This window comes from Streptomyces sp. NRRL S-350, from assembly GCF_000719705.1.
Taxonomy (GTDB): Bacteria; Actinomycetota; Actinomycetes; order Streptomycetales; family Streptomycetaceae; genus Kitasatospora.
Genome location: NZ_JOHO01000009.1, coordinates 93,927 through 112,173, shown reverse-complemented (window position 1 = coordinate 112,173; position 18,247 = coordinate 93,927). Strand labels below are relative to the sequence as shown.

20 protein-coding genes are annotated in these 18,247 nt (G+C 70.3%); 1 reads left to right on the top strand and 19 read right to left on the bottom strand.

The features are described 5' to 3' along the window. Positions 1-108 precede the first annotated feature (108 nt). Positions 109-759, top strand: a complete 651-nt coding sequence (locus IF30_RS0111510; protein WP_051709911.1) for a hypothetical protein — start codon at positions 109-111, stop codon at positions 757-759. Here the strand turns inward: IF30_RS0111510 and IF30_RS0111505 are convergent. The 19 genes from IF30_RS0111505 to IF30_RS0111415 all read right to left on the bottom strand — a co-directional run bounded on the left by IF30_RS0111505 (position 756) and on the right by IF30_RS0111415 (position 18,187). After that, positions 756-1,328, bottom strand: coding sequence for a cob(I)yrinic acid a,c-diamide adenosyltransferase (locus IF30_RS0111505; RefSeq protein WP_030235810.1), 573 nt, complete (start codon positions 1,326-1,328; stop codon positions 756-758). The two genes, IF30_RS0111510 and IF30_RS0111505, sit on opposite strands and share 4 nt — an antisense overlap. A 46-nt stretch (positions 1,329-1,374) precedes the next feature. After that, positions 1,375-1,875: a DUF2550 domain-containing protein gene (locus IF30_RS0111500; protein WP_030057523.1), complete on the bottom strand. Its 501-nt coding sequence runs from the start codon at positions 1,873-1,875 to the stop codon at positions 1,375-1,377. 146 nt (positions 1,876-2,021) lie between these two features. Further along, on the bottom strand, positions 2,022-2,405 hold the full coding sequence (locus IF30_RS0111495) for a F0F1 ATP synthase subunit epsilon (RefSeq protein WP_030235805.1): 384 nt from the start codon (positions 2,403-2,405) through the stop codon (positions 2,022-2,024). Positions 2,406-2,589: 184 nt separating this feature from the next. Beyond that, positions 2,590-4,035, bottom strand: a complete 1,446-nt coding sequence (gene atpD, locus IF30_RS0111490) for a F0F1 ATP synthase subunit beta (RefSeq protein WP_030235803.1) — start codon at positions 4,033-4,035, stop codon at positions 2,590-2,592. Positions 4,036-4,037: 2 nt separating this feature from the next. Continuing rightward, positions 4,038-4,952, bottom strand: coding sequence for a F0F1 ATP synthase subunit gamma (locus IF30_RS0111485; protein ID WP_030235799.1), 915 nt, complete (start codon positions 4,950-4,952; stop codon positions 4,038-4,040). Between the two features lie 32 nt (positions 4,953-4,984). Next, positions 4,985-6,559, bottom strand: coding sequence for a F0F1 ATP synthase subunit alpha (atpA, locus tag IF30_RS0111480; RefSeq protein WP_030235796.1), 1,575 nt, complete (start codon positions 6,557-6,559; stop codon positions 4,985-4,987). A gap of 156 nt (positions 6,560-6,715) precedes the next feature. Continuing rightward, a complete protein-coding gene (locus tag IF30_RS0111475) occupies positions 6,716-7,531 on the bottom strand; it encodes a F0F1 ATP synthase subunit delta (protein ID WP_030235794.1) in 816 nt (271 codons plus the stop codon). Further along, entirely contained in the window at positions 7,528-8,085 is a 558-nt protein-coding gene (locus IF30_RS0111470; protein WP_030235789.1) for a F0F1 ATP synthase subunit B, read from the bottom strand. Before IF30_RS0111470 ends, IF30_RS0111475 begins: the two co-directional genes overlap by 4 nt. 34 nt (positions 8,086-8,119) lie before the next feature. After that, positions 8,120-8,356, bottom strand: a complete 237-nt coding sequence (gene atpE, locus IF30_RS0111465; RefSeq protein WP_030235786.1) for an ATP synthase F0 subunit C — start codon at positions 8,354-8,356, stop codon at positions 8,120-8,122. 93 nt (positions 8,357-8,449) lie between these two features. Further along, complete coding sequence (atpB, locus tag IF30_RS0111460) at positions 8,450-9,265, bottom strand: F0F1 ATP synthase subunit A (protein ID WP_030235784.1); 816 nt, start codon at positions 9,263-9,265, stop codon at positions 8,450-8,452. 285 nt (positions 9,266-9,550) lie between these two features. Beyond that, a complete protein-coding gene (locus IF30_RS0111455) occupies positions 9,551-9,994 on the bottom strand; it encodes a hypothetical protein (RefSeq protein ID WP_030235781.1) in 444 nt (147 codons plus the stop codon). Between the two features lie 299 nt (positions 9,995-10,293). Then, positions 10,294-11,580, bottom strand: coding sequence for an MraY family glycosyltransferase (locus tag IF30_RS0111450; protein WP_030235778.1), 1,287 nt, complete (start codon positions 11,578-11,580; stop codon positions 10,294-10,296). A gap of 172 nt (positions 11,581-11,752) precedes the next feature. After that, a complete protein-coding gene (gene glyA / locus IF30_RS0111445; protein WP_030235776.1) occupies positions 11,753-13,033 on the bottom strand; it encodes a serine hydroxymethyltransferase in 1,281 nt (426 codons plus the stop codon). A 117-nt stretch (positions 13,034-13,150) separates the two neighbouring features. Then, positions 13,151-13,792 (bottom strand): low molecular weight phosphatase family protein, encoded by a 642-nt coding sequence (locus IF30_RS0111440; RefSeq protein ID WP_051709942.1) that lies wholly within the window; start codon positions 13,790-13,792, stop codon positions 13,151-13,153. Positions 13,793-13,824: 32 nt separating this feature from the next. Further along, the gene (locus IF30_RS0111435) at positions 13,825-14,472 is read right to left on the bottom strand and encodes an L-threonylcarbamoyladenylate synthase (protein ID WP_030235770.1); all 648 of its coding nucleotides are present in this window, start codon (positions 14,470-14,472) and stop codon (positions 13,825-13,827) included. 45 nt (positions 14,473-14,517) lie between these two features. After that, positions 14,518-15,384: a peptide chain release factor N(5)-glutamine methyltransferase gene (gene prmC, locus IF30_RS0111430; RefSeq protein ID WP_030235768.1), complete on the bottom strand. Its 867-nt coding sequence runs from the start codon at positions 15,382-15,384 to the stop codon at positions 14,518-14,520. A 63-nt stretch (positions 15,385-15,447) separates the two neighbouring features. Beyond that, a complete protein-coding gene (gene prfA / locus IF30_RS0111425; protein ID WP_030235764.1) occupies positions 15,448-16,527 on the bottom strand; it encodes a peptide chain release factor 1 in 1,080 nt (359 codons plus the stop codon). Between the two features lie 130 nt (positions 16,528-16,657). Continuing rightward, a complete protein-coding gene (gene rpmE, locus IF30_RS0111420) occupies positions 16,658-16,879 on the bottom strand; it encodes a 50S ribosomal protein L31 (RefSeq protein ID WP_030235761.1) in 222 nt (73 codons plus the stop codon). Between the two features lie 138 nt (positions 16,880-17,017). After that, on the bottom strand, positions 17,018-18,187 hold the full coding sequence (locus IF30_RS0111415; protein WP_063752588.1) for an LCP family protein: 1,170 nt from the start codon (positions 18,185-18,187) through the stop codon (positions 17,018-17,020). Positions 18,188-18,247 lie beyond the last annotated feature (60 nt).

Sequence of the window (18,247 nt, the reverse complement as noted above, 5' to 3'; positions counted from 1 at the left end):
TCACCATCCCCGGCACCCCGCCCGGCTCCGGTACACGGAGGAGGCCGCTACATCGAAAGATGCAGGCCCGCCCGGCACCACACGACGACGACACGGGCGCATCCGCCCGTGAGGCTGGACGCACCGCCGAACGTCCGGGAGCACAACGTGATCGTCACCCTCATCGTCGCGGCCGAGATCTCCTGGTGGATCGTGCTCGGCCTCGCCCTCTCCACCCGCTACCTGCTGCGCCTGCGGCGCACCAGCACCGTGCTGCTGCTCGGCCTCCCCGCGATCGACCTCGCCCTGTACGCGCTCACCGTGCTCAACCTGCGCGGCGGCGCCGAGGCGAGCTGGATGCACGCGCTCGCCGCGAGCTACGCCGGCTTCTCGGTGGGGTACGGCCCCTCGCTGGTCCGCTGGGCCGACCGGCACTTCCTGCACCGCTTCGCCGGCGGGCCCAAGCCGCTGCCCTCGCCGAAGTACGGCCCGGAGCGGACCAGGTACGAGTGGCAGATCGCCGGCCGCACCGTCGCCTCCGCGGGGATCACGCTCACCCTGATCACCCTGCTGGTGCCGCTCTCCGGGGGCTCCGCCCACTACGGCACCTTCGCCCAGTGGTACTGGAAGCTGGGCATCGCGGCCGTGGTCAACGTGATCGTGGCCGGCTGCTACTCGCGGTGGCCCAAGGAGGCGCCGCCCGGCGTCCGGGTCGAGGACGGCCGGGTGGTCGAGGACGGCCGGGTGGCCGACGGGAAGACCCCGGCCGACCGGCCCTAGCGGTTCTCGCCCGGCACCCAGAGCACGTCGCCGCGCTCCTTGTTGGCCACCCGGGCCAGGATGAACAGCAGGTCGGAGAGCCGGTTGAGGTACTTGGCGGTCAGCGGGTTGACGGTGTCGCCGTGCTCCGCGATCGCCGCCCAGGTGGAGCGCTCGGCCCGCCGCACCACCGTGCAGGCCAGGTGCAGGTGGGCCGCGCCGGGCGTGCCGCCGGGCAGGATGAAGCTGCGCAGCTTCTCCACCTGCTCCAGGTAGTGGTCGCAGTCCCCCTCCAGCCGGTCGACGTAGGACTGCAGCACCCGCAGCGGCGGGTACTGCGGGTCCTCGACCACCGGGGTGGACAGGTCCGCGCCGACGTCGAACAGGTCGTTCTGGACCCGGACGAGCACCTCCGCCACGTCCTCGGGCAGCGCCCCGACCGCGAGGGCCACCCCGATCGCCGCGTTCGCCTCGTTGGCGTCGGCGTACGCGATCAGCCGCGGGTCGGTCTTGGTGGTCCGGCTCATGTCGCCGAGCGCGGTGGTGCCGTCGTCACCGGTACGGGTGTAGATGCGCGTCAGATTGACCATGCGGCCACCCTAGCCGGGCCGGTCGGCCGACGTCCGCCTCCCGTCGCTACGCGACGTTCACCCTCTGCCCGGGCGGGGCCGCCTCCAGCCAGGCGAGGAAGCCGGTGAGCGCGTCCTCGCTCATCGCCAGCTCCAGCGGCGCCCCGTTGTGCAGGCAGCGCAGCACCACCGAGCCGGAGAGCAGTGCCAACTCCTCCTGGCCCTCCGGGTAGCGCCGGCCGAGCACCTCGATCTCCCGGCGCGGCAGCACCTTGCGCGGGCGCGGGGCGTACGAGAACACCCGGAACCACTCGATCGAGTCCCCGCTGTACCGGCCGATACCAAAAACCCACCCCTTGCCGTCGGTCGGTGGGACCGGGGCGGAGGTGGGCTTGCCGTTCTCGTCGAGGTCGGGCTGCGTGGAGGCGTCGGCGGGCATTTTGAGCCGGTAACTGCAGTCGAACGTGCCGCCCACCCGTTGGATCAGGCGGCGGCGCACCGCGAAGGCCATCAGGCCGATCACACCCAGGGCCACGACCGCCGCACACACCACAAGCGCGAGGACCATGCTCACCTACCTCCTCGCTACCTGCGTTCCCCGTAGCGGTCGTATCAAGCGACCGCGCTGACCTACCAACTACGACGACAGTCCCGGGGTCACGCTCGCGCGTCCCCGGGACCGTCGGTCGACCCCGAAGCCGGGGTCCGGCACACTCAGGCGTGGGCCTTGAGGCCGCGCGCCGCGAACAGTCGGACCTCGGCACGCCGCTCGGCGTGCTCGTCCAGGCCCGACTTGGCCTTCTCCAGTGCGCGCTCGGCACGCGCGACGTCGATCTCGTCCGCCAGCTCGGCGATCTCCGCGAGCAGAGAAAGCTTGTTGTCGGCGAAGGAGATGAAGCCGCCGTGCACCGCGGCGATCACGGTGCCGCCGTCCACCGTGCGGATGGTGACCGGGCCGGTCTCCAGCACGCTCAGCACCGGGGTGTGGCCCGGCATGATGCCGGTGTCACCGGAGGCCGTACGGGCGACGACGATGGTGGCCGCACCGGACCACACCTTGCGGTCGGCTGCGACCAGCTCGACGTGCAGCTCAGCCAACGTGGGCTCCTAGGCTCATGCAACGCCCGATTACTCGGGAGTTTCGGTAAGAATAACGGCCCCGCGCCTCCGGCATGAAACCGGCGGCACGGATTTGACCGGAATCACAGCCGATGCGACGCGAGGGGCGGTCCCCAGGCTCGGGGGCCACCCCTCACGGTCACTCAGCTGCTACCGGCCGCGATTACTTCTTCGCCAGCTCGGCGGCGTTCTTCTCCAGGTCCTCGATGCCACCGCACATGAAGAAGGCCTGCTCCGGGACGGAGTCGTACTTGCCGTCCGCGATCGAGTTGAACGCCTCGATGGTCTCCGACAGCGGCACGGTCGAGCCCTCGACACCGGTGAACTGCTTCGCCACGTAGGTGTTCTGCGAGAGGAAGCGCTCGATGCGACGGGCGCGGTGCACCGTGATCTTGTCCTCTTCGGACAGCTCGTCGATGCCGAGGATCGCGATGATGTCCTGGAGGTCCTTGTACTTCTGCAGGATCCCCTTGATACGGATGGCCGTGTCGTAGTGGGTCTGCGCGATGTACCGCGGGTCGAGGATGCGGGACGTGGAGTCCAGCGGGTCGACGGCCGGGTAGATGCCCTTCTCCGAGATCGGGCGCGACAGAACGGTCGTCGCGTCCAGGTGGGCGAAGGTGGTGGCCGGCGCCGGGTCGGTCAGGTCGTCCGCGGGGACGTAGATCGCCTGCATCGAGGTGATCGAGTGACCGCGGGTCGAGGTGATGCGCTCCTGCAGGAGGCCCATCTCGTCGGCCAGGTTCGGCTGGTAGCCCACCGCGGAGGGCATGCGGCCGAGCAGGGTCGACACCTCGGAACCGGCCTGGGTGAACCGGAAGATGTTGTCGATGAAGAGGAGCACGTCCTGCTTCTCGACGTCGCGGAAGTACTCCGCCATGGTCAGCGCGGAGAGAGCGACGCGCAGACGGGTGCCCGGCGGCTCGTCCATCTGGCCGAAGACCAGCGCGGTCTTGTCCAGAACGCCCGAGTCGACCATCTCGTCGATGAGGTCGTTGCCCTCACGGGTGCGCTCGCCGACGCCGGCGAACACCGACACACCACCGAAGTTCTCGGCGACGCGGTAGATCATCTCCTGGATCAGAACGGTCTTGCCGACACCGGCACCACCGAACAGACCGATCTTGCCACCCGTGACGTACGGGGTGAGCAGGTCGATGACCTTGATGCCGGTCTCGAACATCTCGGTCTTGGACTCGAGGTCCTTGAAGTCGGGGGCCTTGCGGTGGATCGGCCACCGGACCTGGACCTGCGACTCGAACTCGTCCTTGTCGACGTTCAGCACGTCACCGAGGGCGTTGAACACCTTGCCCTTGGTGATCTGGCCGACCGGCACGGAGATCGCGGAACCGGTGTCGGTGACCTGCGAACCGCGGACCAGGCCGTCGGTCGGCTGCATCGAGATGCCGCGGACCATGCCGTCGCCGAGGTGCTGGGCGACCTCGAGGGTCAGGGTCTTCTTGCCCGTGCCGTCGGGGTTCTCGACCTCGACGTGCAGGGCGTTGAACATCTCGGGAATCGCGTCGACGGGGAACTCCACGTCGACGACCGGGCCGATGACCCGCGCGACGCGGCCCGTCGCCGTGGTCGGCTCAACAGTGGTGGTCATACTCATTCGCTCCCGCGGCTAGCGTCGGCCAGCGCGTTGGCGCCACCGACGATCTCGCTGATTTCCTGGGTGATCTCGGCCTGGCGGGCCGAGTTGGCAAGCCGCGTGAGCGACTTGATGAGCTCGCCGGCGTTGTCCGTCGCGCTCTTCATCGCGCGACGACGGGCGGCGTGCTCGGAGGCAGCCGACTGCAGCATCGCGTTGTAGATCCGGCTCTCGACGTACCGCGGCAGCAGCGCGTCCAGGACGCCCTCCGCCGACGGCTCGAAGTCGTACAGCGGGAAGATCTCCGACTTGGCCGGCGTCTGGTCGCTGAGCTGGACCTCGTCCAGCTTCAGCGGCAGCAGCCGGGCCTCCACCGCGTTCTGCGTCAGCATCGACACGAACTCGGTCGAGACCAGGTGGAGTTCGTCCACGCCGCCCGTCTCGGCCGTGAAGGCCTCGATCAGGTCGGCCGCCACGGTCTTCGCGTCACCGTACGTCGGCTTGTCGGAGAATCCCGTCCACGAGCCCGTGATCGCGAGACCGCGGAACGTGTAGTACGAGACGCCCTTGCGGCCGACGATGTACGTCACCACGTCCTTGCCCTCGGCCTTCAGGCGCTCGGTGAGCACCTGGGCGGCCTTGATGGCGTTGGTCGAGTAACCGCCCGCCAGACCGCGGTCCGCCGTGATCATCAGCACGGCCGCACGCGCGGCGTTCGGGTTCTCGGTGGTGAGCGGGTGCTTGGCGTTGGACCGGGTGGCCACCGCCGTCACCGCCCGGGTGAGCTCATCGGCGTACGGAGTGGAGGCGGCCACCGCGCGCTGCGCCTTGACGATGCGCGACGCGGAGATCATCTCCATCGCCTTGGTGATCTTCTTCGTCGCGGTGACAGAGCGGATCCGGCGCTTGTAGACCCGAAGCTGTGCTCCCATGGGTCGTTACGTCCTTTCCCTCGCTACCGGACTCAGGCCTGCTCGGAGAGCAGCTTGCCGTCAGCCGTCTGGTAACCCTGCTTGAAGGCGTCGATCGCGGTGGTCAGCGCGTCGACGGTGCCGTCGGCGAGCAGACCGGTCTCGACGATGCCGGCCAGCAGGTCCTTGTGCTGCAGGCGGACGTGGTCCAGGAACTCGCGCTCGAAGCGGCGGATCTCGGCGACCGGGACGTCGTCCAGCTTGCCGGTGGTACCGGCCCAGATGGAGACGACCTGCTCCTCGACCGGGAACGGCTGGTACTGGCCCTGCTTCAGCAGCTCGACCATGCGCGCACCGCGCTCCAGCTGCGCCTTGGAGGCCGCGTCCAGGTCGGAACCGAAGGCCGCGAAGGCCTCCAGCTCGCGGTACTGGGCGAGGTCCAGACGCAGGCGGCCGGCGACCGAGCGCATGGCCTTGATCTGGGCGGAGCCACCGACACGGGAGACCGAGATGCCGACGTTCACGGCCGGGCGGATGCCGGCGTTGAACAGGTCGGACTCCAGGAAGCACTGGCCGTCGGTGATGGAGATGACGTTGGTCGGGATGTACGCCGAGACGTCGTTGGCCTTGGTCTCGATGATCGGCAGACCGGTCATCGAGCCGCCGCCCAGGGCGTCGTTGAGCTTGGCGCAGCGCTCCAGCAGGCGGGAGTGCAGGTAGAAGACGTCACCCGGGTAGGCCTCGCGGCCCGGCGGGCGGCGCAGCAGCAGGGAGACGGAGCGGTAGGCCTCGGCCTGCTTCGACAGGTCGTCGAAGATGATCAGGACGTGCTTGCCGTCGTACATCCACTCCTGGCCGATGGCCGAACCGGTGTACGGGGCGAGGTACTTGAAGCCGGCCGGGTCGGAGGCGGGAGCGGCCACGATGGTGGTGTACTCCAGCGCGCCGGCCTCCTCCAGGGCGCCGCGGACGGACGCGATGGTGGAGCCCTTCTGGCCCACGGCGACGTAGATGCAGCGGACCTGCTTCTCCGGGTCGCCCGAGCGCCAGTTGTCGCGCTGGTTGATGATCGTGTCGACGGCCACCGCGGTCTTGCCGGTCTGGCGGTCACCGATGATCAGCTGACGCTGGCCGCGGCCGATCGGGGTCATCGCGTCGATGGCCTTGATGCCGGTCTGCAGCGGCTGCTTGACCGACTTGCGGGCCATGACGCCGGGGGCCTGCAGCTCAAGGGCGCGGCGGCCGGTGGAGGCGATGTCGCCCAGGCCGTCGATCGGGTTGCCCAGGGGGTCCACGACGCGGCCGAGGTAGCCGTCACCGACCGGAACCGAGAGGACCTCGCCCGTGCGGCGCACGGTCTGGCCCTCTTCGATGCCGCCGAACTCACCGAGGACGACGACACCGATCTCACGGGTGTCGAGGTTCAGCGCGAGGCCGAGCGTGCCGTCCTCGAACTTCAGCAGCTCGTTCGCCATGACCGAGGGCAGGCCCTCGACATGGGCGATGCCGTCCGCTGCGTCAGTGACCGTACCGACCTCTTCCACAGAAGCGGCGTCCGGCTGGTACGACTGGACAAAGTCGGCCAGCGCGTCCCGGATCTCCTCCGGACGGATCGTAAGCTCCGCCATCAGGCTTCCCTGCTCTCCTAGTTTGCGATCCTCGGCCCGCCATTGAGGGCCGCAAGTACTCGACTCTCGGCCGGGTCGTATGAACCGGCCGTACGATGTACCGGCTCCTTGGGGAACCGGTTTCCCGACCGAGGGTCGGATGTGCTGCTTCGGTGCTCAGCCTTCGAGCGACTGGCGAGCGCCTTCGAGGCGGCTCGACACGGTGCCGTCGATGATCTCGTCGCCGACCTGCACCCGGACGCCGCCGACGACCTCGGGGTCGACGTCGATGTTCAGGTGCACCTGGCGGCCGTACATCCGGCCCAGAGCGCCGGACAGGCGCTCCTTCTGGGCGTCCGACAGCGGCACCGAGGTGGTGACCAGGGCCACCATGCGGTCACGGCGTGCGGCGGCGAGCTTGGAGTAGGACTCCAGGCCCTGCTCCAGGCTACGGCCACGCGGCACGTTGACCAGGGCGGTGACCAGTCGGACGGTGCCGGCGTTGGCGCGGCCGCCGAGCAGCTTCTTGATCAGCTCGGCCTTCGCGACGGCGCCGGCCTTCGGCTCGGTCAGCGCGGCGCGCAGCTCGTGCGAGCCGCTCACCACCCGGCCGAAGCGGAACAGCTCGTCCTCGACGTCGTCCAGGACGCCGACCCGGTCCGCGGCGATGATCTCGGCGTACGCGGCGAGCTCCTCGGTCGCGTCCACCAGGTCACGCGAACCCGACCAGCGGGAACGGACCAGCCCGGAGACCAGGTCCACGGCCTCGCCGGAGACCTGGCCGGTGAGCAGCGAGGTCACGAGCTGGGCCTTGTCCTGGCCGGACCGGGAGGGGTCGGTCAGGACTCGGCGCAGCGACACCTCGCGGTCCAGCACGGCCGTGACGGCGGTGAGTTCCTCGGCGAGCTTGGCCGCGTCCACCGAGGTGGAGTCGGTCAGGCTCTCCAGGTTCTGCCGGCCGGCAGCGAGGGCCTCACGGCTGGCGCCGATCACTTGGCCGCACCCTGAGCAACGGCGGCCTTGGCCTCCAGCTCGTCCAGGAAGCGGTCGATCACGCCGCTCTGCCGGGTGTGGTCCTCCAGGGACTCACCCACGATGCGGGACGCCAGCTGGGTGGCCAGCGAGCCCACGTCCTGACGCAGGGCGGCAGTCGCCTGCTTCTTGTCCGCCTCGATCTGGGCGTGACCTGCCGCGACGATGGCCTCGCGCTGGCGCTGGCCCTCCTCGCGCATCTCGGCGAGCTGGGCGGCGCCCTGCTCGCGAGCCTGCTCGACGATGCGGGCAGCCTCGTGGCGCGCCTCGGCGAGCTCGGCGCGGTACTGCTCAAGCAGGGCCTGGGCCTCGGCCTGAGCGGCCTCGGCCCGCTCCATGCCGCCCTCGATGGCGTCCCGACGCTCCGACAGCACCTTCTCGATGCTGGGGAGGAGCTTCTTGCCGAGCAGCCCGAAGACGATGAAGAAGCAGAGCAGGCCGATGATGATCTCGGGCCACGCGGGGAGGAGCGGATTCATCTGCTCCTCGGCCGCGAGCGAAGCCGCGATGCTCATATCTGGACCTTCCTCAGAAAGGGCTACGCCGGAATTACTTGCCGGTGCCGAAGACGAACGGCATGACGATGCCGATCAGGGCGAGCGCCTCGGTCAGCGCGAAGCCGATGAACATGTTGGAACGGATCAGGCCGGCAGCCTCGGGCTGACGGGCCATGGCCTGGACACCGTTACCGAAGATGAGACCAACGCCGATGCCGGGGCCGATGGCCGCGAGACCGTAGCCGACGGAGGCGATGGAACCGACGACGCCCTCAGCGAGCATGCTCATTGCAATTGTCCTTTGCAGGGGTGGTGAACCGGTGGTGATTGGCCACCGGGCGATCCGGGAGGTTGGTTCAGGGAGGGGCCTGGGCCCCCTGGCTCAGTGCGCCTCTTCGAGGGCACCGGCGATGTAGCTGCTGGCCAGCATCACGAAGATGTAGGCCTGCAGGAACTGGACCAGCAGCTCGAAGGCGGTCAGGCCGACGGCGACGACGAACGACGCCGAGCCGTACAGCGCGCCCAGGGTCGGGCTGAGCAGGTACCAGGAGGCGACGGAGAACATCACGACGAGCAGGTGGCCGGCGAACATGTTCGCGAAGGCTCGGACCGCGAGCGTGAAGGGCCGCACGAAGATGTTCGAGAAGAACTCGATCGGCACCAGGATGAACATGACCCAGCCCGGGATGCCCGACGGCCAGCAGAGGTTCTTCAGACCGCCGACGAAGCCGTGCTTCTTGAAGGTCAGCGTCATGTAGGTGATCCACACGACCGCCGCGAGGCCGGCCGGGAACGCGATCGCCGCCGTCACCGGGAACTGCGCGAACGGGATGATCGACATGATGTTCATCAACCAGATGAAGAAGAACATCGAGACGAGCATCGGGACGTACTTCTCGCCCTTCTTGCCGATCGTCTCCAGCACGATGGACCGCTTGACGAAGTCGTAGCCGATCTCACCGACCAGCTGCAGCTTGCCCGGCACCAGACGCGGCTTGGCGAAGGCGGCCCAGAAGAAGACGACCACCAGCACTGCGACGATCATCGACAGCAGCATCGGCTTGTTGAAGTAGAAGCTGCCGACGGTGAAGATCGGCTTGAAGTCGAACTCGTTCAGGCCGGGGGCCGGGAAGCCGCAGCCAGCGTCCCCGAAGTGGCAACTGCCTGAGGCGAGCGAAGACGTGAGTTCAGCACTCACCACGGACTCCTTCGTCGTGACGCATGGATACGGCAACCTCGGTGTGTCGGCATGGCCTGAGGCCACGGAGCGGCACTGGAACTTGATGGGTTTCTCGCCGACCCCGCGCGCCAGTGCGCTGCACCACAGCGGGATCATCGAAGACTGCGCGGATCCGGGGGGCGATCAGTCCGCTGTCCGGACAGACCAGGCCTCTTCCCGTACTCCGTTGTTGCGACGGACGATAGCAGCCCGTCAGTGCGGCATAAACACCGCCCCCCTCGTTGGGGGGACAGTTGGGCCTCGTCACTGTTGACGCCCCGAGTCGGAGGGCTTGTCGCCCTTCTTTTCCGAGGTGTCGGTCTCGACGTAGAAGGTCTTGGCCTTGAGTGCGCCGCGCACCTGGAAGCCCGTCCAGATCAGGGCGCAGCCGAGCAGGGTGAAGGCGAACGCCTGCCGGTTGAAGAGTTCGGTGTTCTTGAAGATCGCCAGGACGATGCCCACGAGCAGGATCTGCGTGGTGTACACGAGCAGACCGGCGGCCATCATGATGTGCGGGTTCGACCTGGTCAGCCGGTCGAGCGCGACCTGGCCGAAGCTGAAGAACGCCATCACGAGCAGCGCGCCGAACAGGGCGCCGAGCAGGCCCTTCCCGCCGGCGACTGCGAAGGAGATCGCCATGGCGATGATCCCGGCGACCGCAGTGGGAATCGCGGCGCCTCGGAGGATCCGGGCGTCGGTGGACGGCATGTCGGCAGCTCCGGCGGCATGTCGATGTGGCGGGGGGACGGGCACAGACGGTGGCGGGTGACACCGGACCGAGCATCGCCGCCGGGCCGCCCGCAGGAGCGGCGGGCCCGTCGAGGGAGACCGACAGGGACGGAAGTCATCCACCTGTCAGGTTCTTTCGGCGTGTTCTCGGTACTCGTGAACGGTATCACAAACTATTTGATGAGAGCTTTACCATGAATGTGTGGCACCTGTCACACCGACGGCGCAGCGAACCCGCCGTACGGGTGAAGGCGTCCGACGGGTCGTCAACTCACCCGTCAGCGAAGGCCGCCGGCCGGTCCGTGGTCGGCCCGCGGGGCGGATTCCCGGTCGGCTTCACCGACTTCACCGAGGAGCTGCTTGTCCTTCGCCGACAGTTCGGCCATCGGACCGGAGGCCTGCCGGCGGTACCGCGGCGGGACGAAGGACTGCACCGCCCGCGGGGCGCGCGGCCGGAACCGCGGGGTGAGCAGCACCACCAGGCCGACCAGGCAGAGCCCGGCGAGCGTCAGGGCCACCGTGCGGCCGGTGTTGGTCACCGAGAAGGCGACCGTGCCGAAGGCGATCAGCGCGGCCCAGAAGTACATGATCAGCACGGCCCGGCTGTGCGAGTGCCCGACCTGCAGCAGCCGGTGGTGCAGGTGGCGCTTGTCCGCGGCGAACGGCGACTGGCCGGCCCAGGTGCGGCGCACCACGGCGAGCAGCAGGTCGGCCAGCGGCAGCGCGATGACCGTCAGCGGCAGCAGCAGCGGGATGTAGATCGGCACCAGGGCGTGCACGGTGGCGGTCTGCGAACCGGTCTCGTTGTTGATCAGGTCCGGGTCGACCCGGCCGGTGACGGAGATCGCGGCGACGGCCAGCATGAGGCCCAGCATCATCGAGCCGGAGTCGCCCATGAAGATCCGCGCCGGGTGCATGTTGTGCGCCAGGAAGCCCAGGCACATGCCGATCAGCAGCACGCTGAACAGCACGGCGGGGGCCGCGTCGGTGATCGCGTAGCCGTACCAGAGCCGGTAGCTGTACAGGAAGAAGGCCATCGCGGCGATGCAGACCATGCCGCCGGCCAGGCCGTCCAGGCCGTCGATGAAGTTCACCGCGTTGACCATGACGACGACCAGGGTGACCGAGATGACCATGCCCTGGGTGGGGCTCACCGCGACCGCGCCGACGCCGGGCACCGGGAGGGTGATCACCGTGACGCCCTGCCACACCATCACACCGGCGGCGATCATCTGACCGCCGAGCTTCACCAGCGCGTCGACGCCCCACTTGTCGTCGAGCACCCCGAGCAGCCACATGATCCCGGCGCCGGACAGCAGCGCACGGATGTCGGTGCCCTGGGTGAACACCTTGCTCAGGTTGTCGAGTTGCGAGGCGACCAGGATGCCCGCGCACAGCCCGCCGAACATCGCGATGCCGCCGAGCCGCGGCGTGGGCTCGCGGTGCACGTCGCGGGCGCGCACCGGCGGCATGGCGCCGGCCGCGATGGCGAACTTCCGGACCGGGCCGGTCAGCAGGTAGGTGACGGCGGCGGTGCAGAACAGCACCAGCAGATACTCACGCACCACTGGCCTCCTGCATGACTGTCGAACGGGGAAGTACCGAAGGTACTCCCCTGCCTTCCCGGGGTTCGAGGTGCGTCGCCACGGCACACACCTTATTGAGTCGGACGCCCGGGACGTGCATCGCGGTTCGCCCTCCCGGGTAGGAGATCCGGATGCCCGTGGACGGTCGCGCTCAGGCCGGCCCGGCGAAGGCCCGGGCCAGCTCCCGGACCCGGGCCGCGGCCGGGGCGACGGCGCCGTCGGCGAGCACCCGCGCGATCAGCCCGGCGATCTCCGCCAGCTCCGCCTCGCCCATCCCCTGGCTGGTCACCGTGCCCGTGCCCAGCCGGATCCCGGAGGTCTCCGCGGCCGGCGCCGGGTCGAACGGCAGCGCGCACTTGCCGAGCAGCAGACCGGCCGCCGCGCACCGCCGCTCGGCCTCCGCCCCGCTCACGCCCAGCGGGCTCACGTCGGCCGTCACCAGGTGGGTGTCGGTACCGCCCGTCAGGGGGCGCACACCGGCCGCTGCGAGCCCCTCGGACAGGGCCCGGGCCCCGGACACCGTCCGCTGCGCGTACGCCCGGTAGTCGGCCGTCGAGGCCTCCGCGAGGGCGACCGCCTTGCCGGCCACCTCGTTCATCGCCGCGCCGCCCTGGCTGAACGGGAACACCGCGCGGTCGACCCGCTCGGCCAGCTCCGCCGTGCACAGCAGCAGACCGCCGCGCGGGCCGCGCAGCAGCTTGTGGGTGGCCGCCACCGTGACGTCCGCGTACGGCACCGGGGAGGGCGCCACCCCGGCCGCGACCAGGCCGGTGGTCTGCGCGACGGAGGCGATCAGATAGGCGTCCACCTCGTCGGCGATCTCCCGGAACGCCGCCCAGTCCGGGTGCCGCGGGTAGGAGATCGACCCCGCGACGATGGCCTTCGGGCGGTGCCGCCGGGCCAGTTCGCGCACCTGGTCGAGGTCGATCAGCCCGTCGTCCTCGCGCACGCCGTACCCGGTGAAGTCGAACCAGCGGCCGGAGAAGTTGGCCCGGGAGCCGCAGCTGAGGTGTCCGCCGTGCTCCAGCGACATCGCCAGCACCCCGTCGCCGGGCCGCAGCAGCGCCGCGTAGGCCGCCAGCATCGCCGAAGTCGCCGACCGGGGCTGGACGTTGGCGTGCGGGGCGGCGAACAGCCCGCGGGCCCGGTCGATCGCCAGCAGCTCGGCGGCGTCCGCCAGCGCACAGCCGGTGTGGTGCCGGCGGCCCGGGTAGCCCTCGGCGTACTTGTCGATCAGCGGGCCGGTGAGGGCCGCCAGGACGGCCGGGGTGGTGAGGTTCTCCCCCGCCAGCAGCTGGATGGTCTCGGCCCGCCGTTCGGCCTCCGCGGCCAGCAGGTCCGCGAGCTGCGGATCGGCGCGGTGCAGCGCCTCGGACGTCGGGGGGCGGCCCCGGGTCGTGGTCGGTCCGGTCGCGGCATCGGTGACGGTCATGGCGGGGCTCCCGGTCGCTGCGAGTGGGGGCACCTCCCAGCCGGTGGCCGGGGGACGGTCCGACCAGCGTAGGACCGTTGCCGCCGCCCGGCCCGCCGGGACGGGGCCGTTCGGCCCTCAGCGGCGCGCCGCGACCCCCGTGAGCGCGGTGACCACCGGGTCGACCGCGTGGAATATCTCCTCGCCGCAGTTGCGGAACATGCCGATCGGTGCCCCGTACGGGTCATCCAGCTCGTCCGACTCCGGCGTCGCCGCCAGCAGCCAGCCGCGCAGCGCGGCGGCCGCCCGGACCAGCGCACGGGCCCGCTCGGTGACGTCCGCGCCGCGCCGGGGATCGGGCAGCGTGCCCGGGTCGATCGTCCGCACCAGGCGGGTGAACTCCTTCAGCGTGAACGTGCGCAGGCCCGCCTCGTGGCCCATCGAGATCACCTGGGCGCGGTGGTCCAGCGTCGCGGTGAGCACCAGGTCGGCCTCGACCACGTGCTCGTCCAGCAGCTCCCGGCCGGTGAAGCCACCGCTGTCGGCGCCGTACTCGTCGAGCACCGTCGCGGCGTGGTCCTCCATCGGCGCGCCCACGTGGCCCCAGGTGCCGGCGCTCTCGACCAGGATCCGCCCGGCCACCCGGGGGCTCAGCCGGGTGTCCAGCTCACGCCGGGTGAGCCGCTCGGCTATCGGCGAGCGGCAGATGTTCCCGGTGCAGACGAACAGGATCCGGAAGTGGTCCAGCGGCCTGGGGCCCACGCTCAGGTACGGCGCTATGCCGGGCCCGGAGTGGAGCGAGGCGGTGGGCGTCAACTGCCGGCCTCCAGGTCGGGGACGACCTCCCTCAGCTGCTCGACGCTGATCGCGCCCGCCCGCAGCAGGACCGGGACCTTGCCGGTGACGTCGACGATGGACGAGGCGGCGGTGTGGTCCGCCGACCCGCCGTCCAGGTAGACCGCGACGGCGTCGCCCAGCTGCGCCTGCGCCTCGTCACAGGTCACCGGGGACGACCCGCCGATCCGGTTGGCACTGGAGACGGCCATCGGGCCGGTCGCGTTCAGCAGCTCGATGGCGACCGGGTGCAGCGGCATCCGGACCGCGACGGTGCCGCGGGTCTCGCCGAGGTCCCAGCGCAGCGAAGGCTGGTGCCGGGCGACCAGGGTGAGCCCACCGGGCCAGAACGCGTCGACCAGCTCCCAGGCCTGCTCGGAGAAGTCCGTGACCAGGCCGTGCAGCGTGGTCGGCGAGCCGACCAGCACGGGCGAGGGCGTGGTGCGGCCGCGGCCCCGGGCGGTCATCAGCTCGCCGACGGCCTCCGGGGAGAAGGCGTCCGCGCCGACCCCGTACAGGGTGTCGGTGGGCAGCACGACGAGTTCGCCGCGGCGGACCGCCGAAGCGGCCTCGCGCAGGCCGGTGGCGCGGTCCCCGGCATCGGCACAGTCGTAGCGGCGGCTCATCGGTGCGGTCCCCTTCCGGAGTGGCTCATGACAGTGCCCGACCGTTCACGACCCCGCCCTCCGGGCGGTCGTGAAGCGGGGCCGGTTGTTCAGGTCGCGGTGGTCGGCGGTGTCCGTCCAGCCGTGTTCCTCGTTGAAGATCCACGGCACCTGGCCGCCCTGCTGGTCGGCGTGCTCGATGACCACCGCGCCGCCCGGGCGCAGCAGCCTGGCGGCGACCCGCTCGATGCCGCGGATGGTGTCCAGGCCGTCCTCGCCGGAGAACAGCGACATCTGCGGGTCGTGGTCGCGGGCCTCGGGCGCGACGTACTCCCACTCGGTGAGCGGGATGTACGGCGGGTTGGAGATGACCAGGTCGAAGCGGCCGTCCCAGGAGCGGTCGTCCTCGAAGGCCCTGGTGGCGTCCCCGGCGTGCAGGGTGACGCGGGCGCGGTCCGGGCTGGCCTCGATGTTGCGCCGGGTGTACTCCAGCGCGCCCTCGTCCAGTTCGAAGGCGTGGACGGTCGAGCGCGGCAGCTCCTGCGCCAGGGCGAGGGCGATCGCGCCGGAGCCGGAGCACAGGTCCACCACCAGCGGCTCGGCCACGTCCATGTCGCGCACGGCGTCTATGGCCCACTCGACGACCGTCTCGGTCTCCGGCCGGGGCACGAACACCCCGGGGCCGACCGCCAGTTCGAGGTAGCGGAAGAACGCCCGCCCGGTGATGTGCTGGAGCGGCTCGCGGGCTTCCCGGCGCGAGACCGCCTCCCAGTAGCGGGCGTCGAAGTCGGCGTCCGTCACCGTGTGCAGCTGGCTGCGCTTGACGTTGTGGACGTAGGCGGCGAGTTCCTCCGCGTCGAAGCGCGGCGACGGCACGCCGGCCGCGGCCAACCGCTGGGTGGCCTGGGCCACCTCGGCGAGCAGCAGGTTCATCCGTACGACCTCGTTTTCTGCGCTCCGGCTTTCGGACTGCACGTGGGCTGGGGCGCGCCGGTCTCAGTTCTCTTGGGCCGCGGCGAGCTTGGCCGCCGCGTCCTTGTCCACGCAGGACTGGATCACCGGGTTCAGGTCGCCGTCCAGGACCTGGTCCAGGTTGTAGGCCTTGAATCCCGTGCGGTGGTCCGAGATGCGGTTCTCGGGGTAGTTGTACGTCCGGATCCGCTCGGAGCGGTCCACGGTGCGGACCTGGCTGCGGCGCGCGTCCGAGGCCTCGCGCTCGGCCTCCTCCTGCGCGGCGGCCAGCAGCCGCGAACGCAGGATGCGCATCGCCTGCTCCTTGTTCTGCAGCTGGCTCTTCTCGTTCTGGCAGGACGCCACGATACCGGTCGGCAGGTGGGTGATCCGGACCGCCGAGTCGGTGGTGTTGACCGACTGGCCGCCGGGGCCGGAGGAGCGGTAGACGTCGATCCGCAGGTCGTTGGCGACGATCTCGACCTCGACCTCCTCCGCCTCGGGGGTGACCAGCACGCCCGCCGCGGAGGTGTGGATGCGGCCCTGGGACTCGGTGGCGGGGACGCGCTGCACGCGGTGCACGCCGCCCTCGTACTTCAGCCGGGCCCAGACGCCCTGGCCGGGCTCCGTGCTGCCGCCCTTGGTCTTCACGGCCACCGAGACGTCCTTGTAGCCGCCGAGGTCGGACTCGTTGGAGTCGATGATCTCGGTCTTCCAGCCGACCCGCTCCGCGTAGCGCAGGTACATCCGCAGCAGGTCGCCGGCGAACAGCGCGGACTCCTCGCCGCCCTCGCCCGCCTTGATCTCCAGGATGACGTCCTTGTCGTCACTCGGGTCGCGCGGCACCAGCAGCAGCCGCAGCTCCTCGGTGAGTTCGTCGCGGCGCGCCTCGGAGTCCTTCACCTCGGCGATGAAGTCCGGGTCCTCGACGGCGAGTTCGCGGGCGGCCTCGATGTCCTCGCCGGCCTGCCGCCACTGCCGGTAGATCCGGGTGATCGGGGTCAGCTCGGCGTACCGCTTGGCCAGCTTGCGCGCGTTGTTCTGGTCGGCGTGGACGGACGGGTCGGCCAGCCTCTTCTCGAGGTCGGCGTGCTCGACGAGGAGCTCTTCGACTGCCTCGAACATGGGGTGGCCTTCTTCCCGGGGGCTCGGATGGTGCGGTGTGGGCGGTGCGTGGGGGGACGCGAACGGCGCCGGTCCCCGGCGCCCCCGACATACGAGTACGGGGGCGCCGGGAACCGGCGCCGAGGGAGCGCTAGGCCTTCGCGCTGTGCTGCTTGCCGAAGCGGGCCTCGAAGCGGGCCACGCGGCCACCGGTGTCGAGGATCTTCTGCTTGCCGGTGTAGAACGGGTGGCACTGCGAGCAGACCTCGGCGCGGATCTCGCCACTGGTCTCGGTCGAGCGGGTGGTGAACTCGGCGCCGCAGGTGCAGGTCACGCGCGTGACCACGTACTCGGGGTGAACGTTGGACTTCAAGGGGTTCTCCTAGGTTTCGGGAGGGCACCGGGTCGGCGGCTGGAGTGCCGCACGTGAACCGGGACCGACGGACCAGTCTGCCAGGACCGGCCGCATCTTCCCAAACCGGGGGCCGGTCCCGGATATTCCGGGCTCCGCTCAGCGACCGGTGGCCGGGTTCGGGGCGGCCTTCGGGGTGGTGTGCGCGGTGGCCTTCGCGGTCGGCCTTCCGCCCGTCCCGGCGGTCCTCGCGGACGTCGACGGGGTGGCCGTGGGGTCGGCCTGGGCGGGGTTCTCCGGCTGCGCGGTGACGACCGCCTGCGGGAACGCCCGGTCGGCCTTGAGCGCCGCCCAGACCTGGTCGGCCTGCGGCTGCTGCTCGACCACCCGGTTCGGGTCGCCGGGGGCGGCCGCCACGGGCAGGGTGACCATGCCGAGCTGGTCCGGCCCGATGCCCTTGAGCTCCTGGGCGAGCCCCACCAGCGCGTTCACCGAGCCGAGCGCGGAGTCGGTGGTGACGCTCTTGGTCACCGTGTCACCGAGTGACCACGCCTTGACCGGGTCGGTGAACAGTCCCGCTCCGCCGGCCTGCTGGAGCAGCGACTTCACCATCTGCTTCTGCAGCTCGATCCGGCCGAGGTCGCTGCCGTCGCCGACGCCGTGCCGGGTGCGGACGAAGGCGAGCGCCTGCTGCCCGTCGAGGTGGTGCTGCCCGGCCGGCAGGTCGAGGCCGCTGTCCTTGTCGTGGATGGCCACCGTGGTGGTCACGGTGGCGCCGCCTATCGCGTCCACGACCCGGGCGAAGCCGGCGAAGTCGATCTGCAGGTAGTGGTCCATCCGCAGCCCGGTGAGCTGCTCGGTGGTCTTGACCGCGCAGGCCGCGCCGCCCGTCTCGAAGGCGCTGTTGTACATCGCGCGCTTGGCCCCGGCGACGGTCCGGCCGCTCGCGTCGGTGCAGTCGGGGCGGGTGACCAGGGTGTCGCGCGGTATCGAGACGATCTGGGCGCCCGAGTGGGCCTGGTTGACGTGCACCACCATCGCGGTGTCCGAGCGCGCGGTGTAGCCGGTGTTCCCGCCGGCCAGGTCGCCGTTCTCGCCGTTCCGCGAGTCGGAGCCCAGCACCAGGATGTTGAAGGAGCCGTCGGTGGCGGCCGGCGGCCGGGCGTCGCCGAGGCGCCCGTCGATGTCGACGCTCTTGATGTTGCCGTTGAGCTTGACGTACGCGTAGACGGCCGCGCCGGCGCCGAGGACGACGAGCGCGACGAACGCGCAGGCGGCCGTCCGCAGGACCTTGCGGCGACTACTCGGGATCCTCTGGTGCTCGGCCATACGGTCCAGAGTAAATCGGACAAGATGATCCAAACGCGCTCAAGATGTCCCGACTCTGGA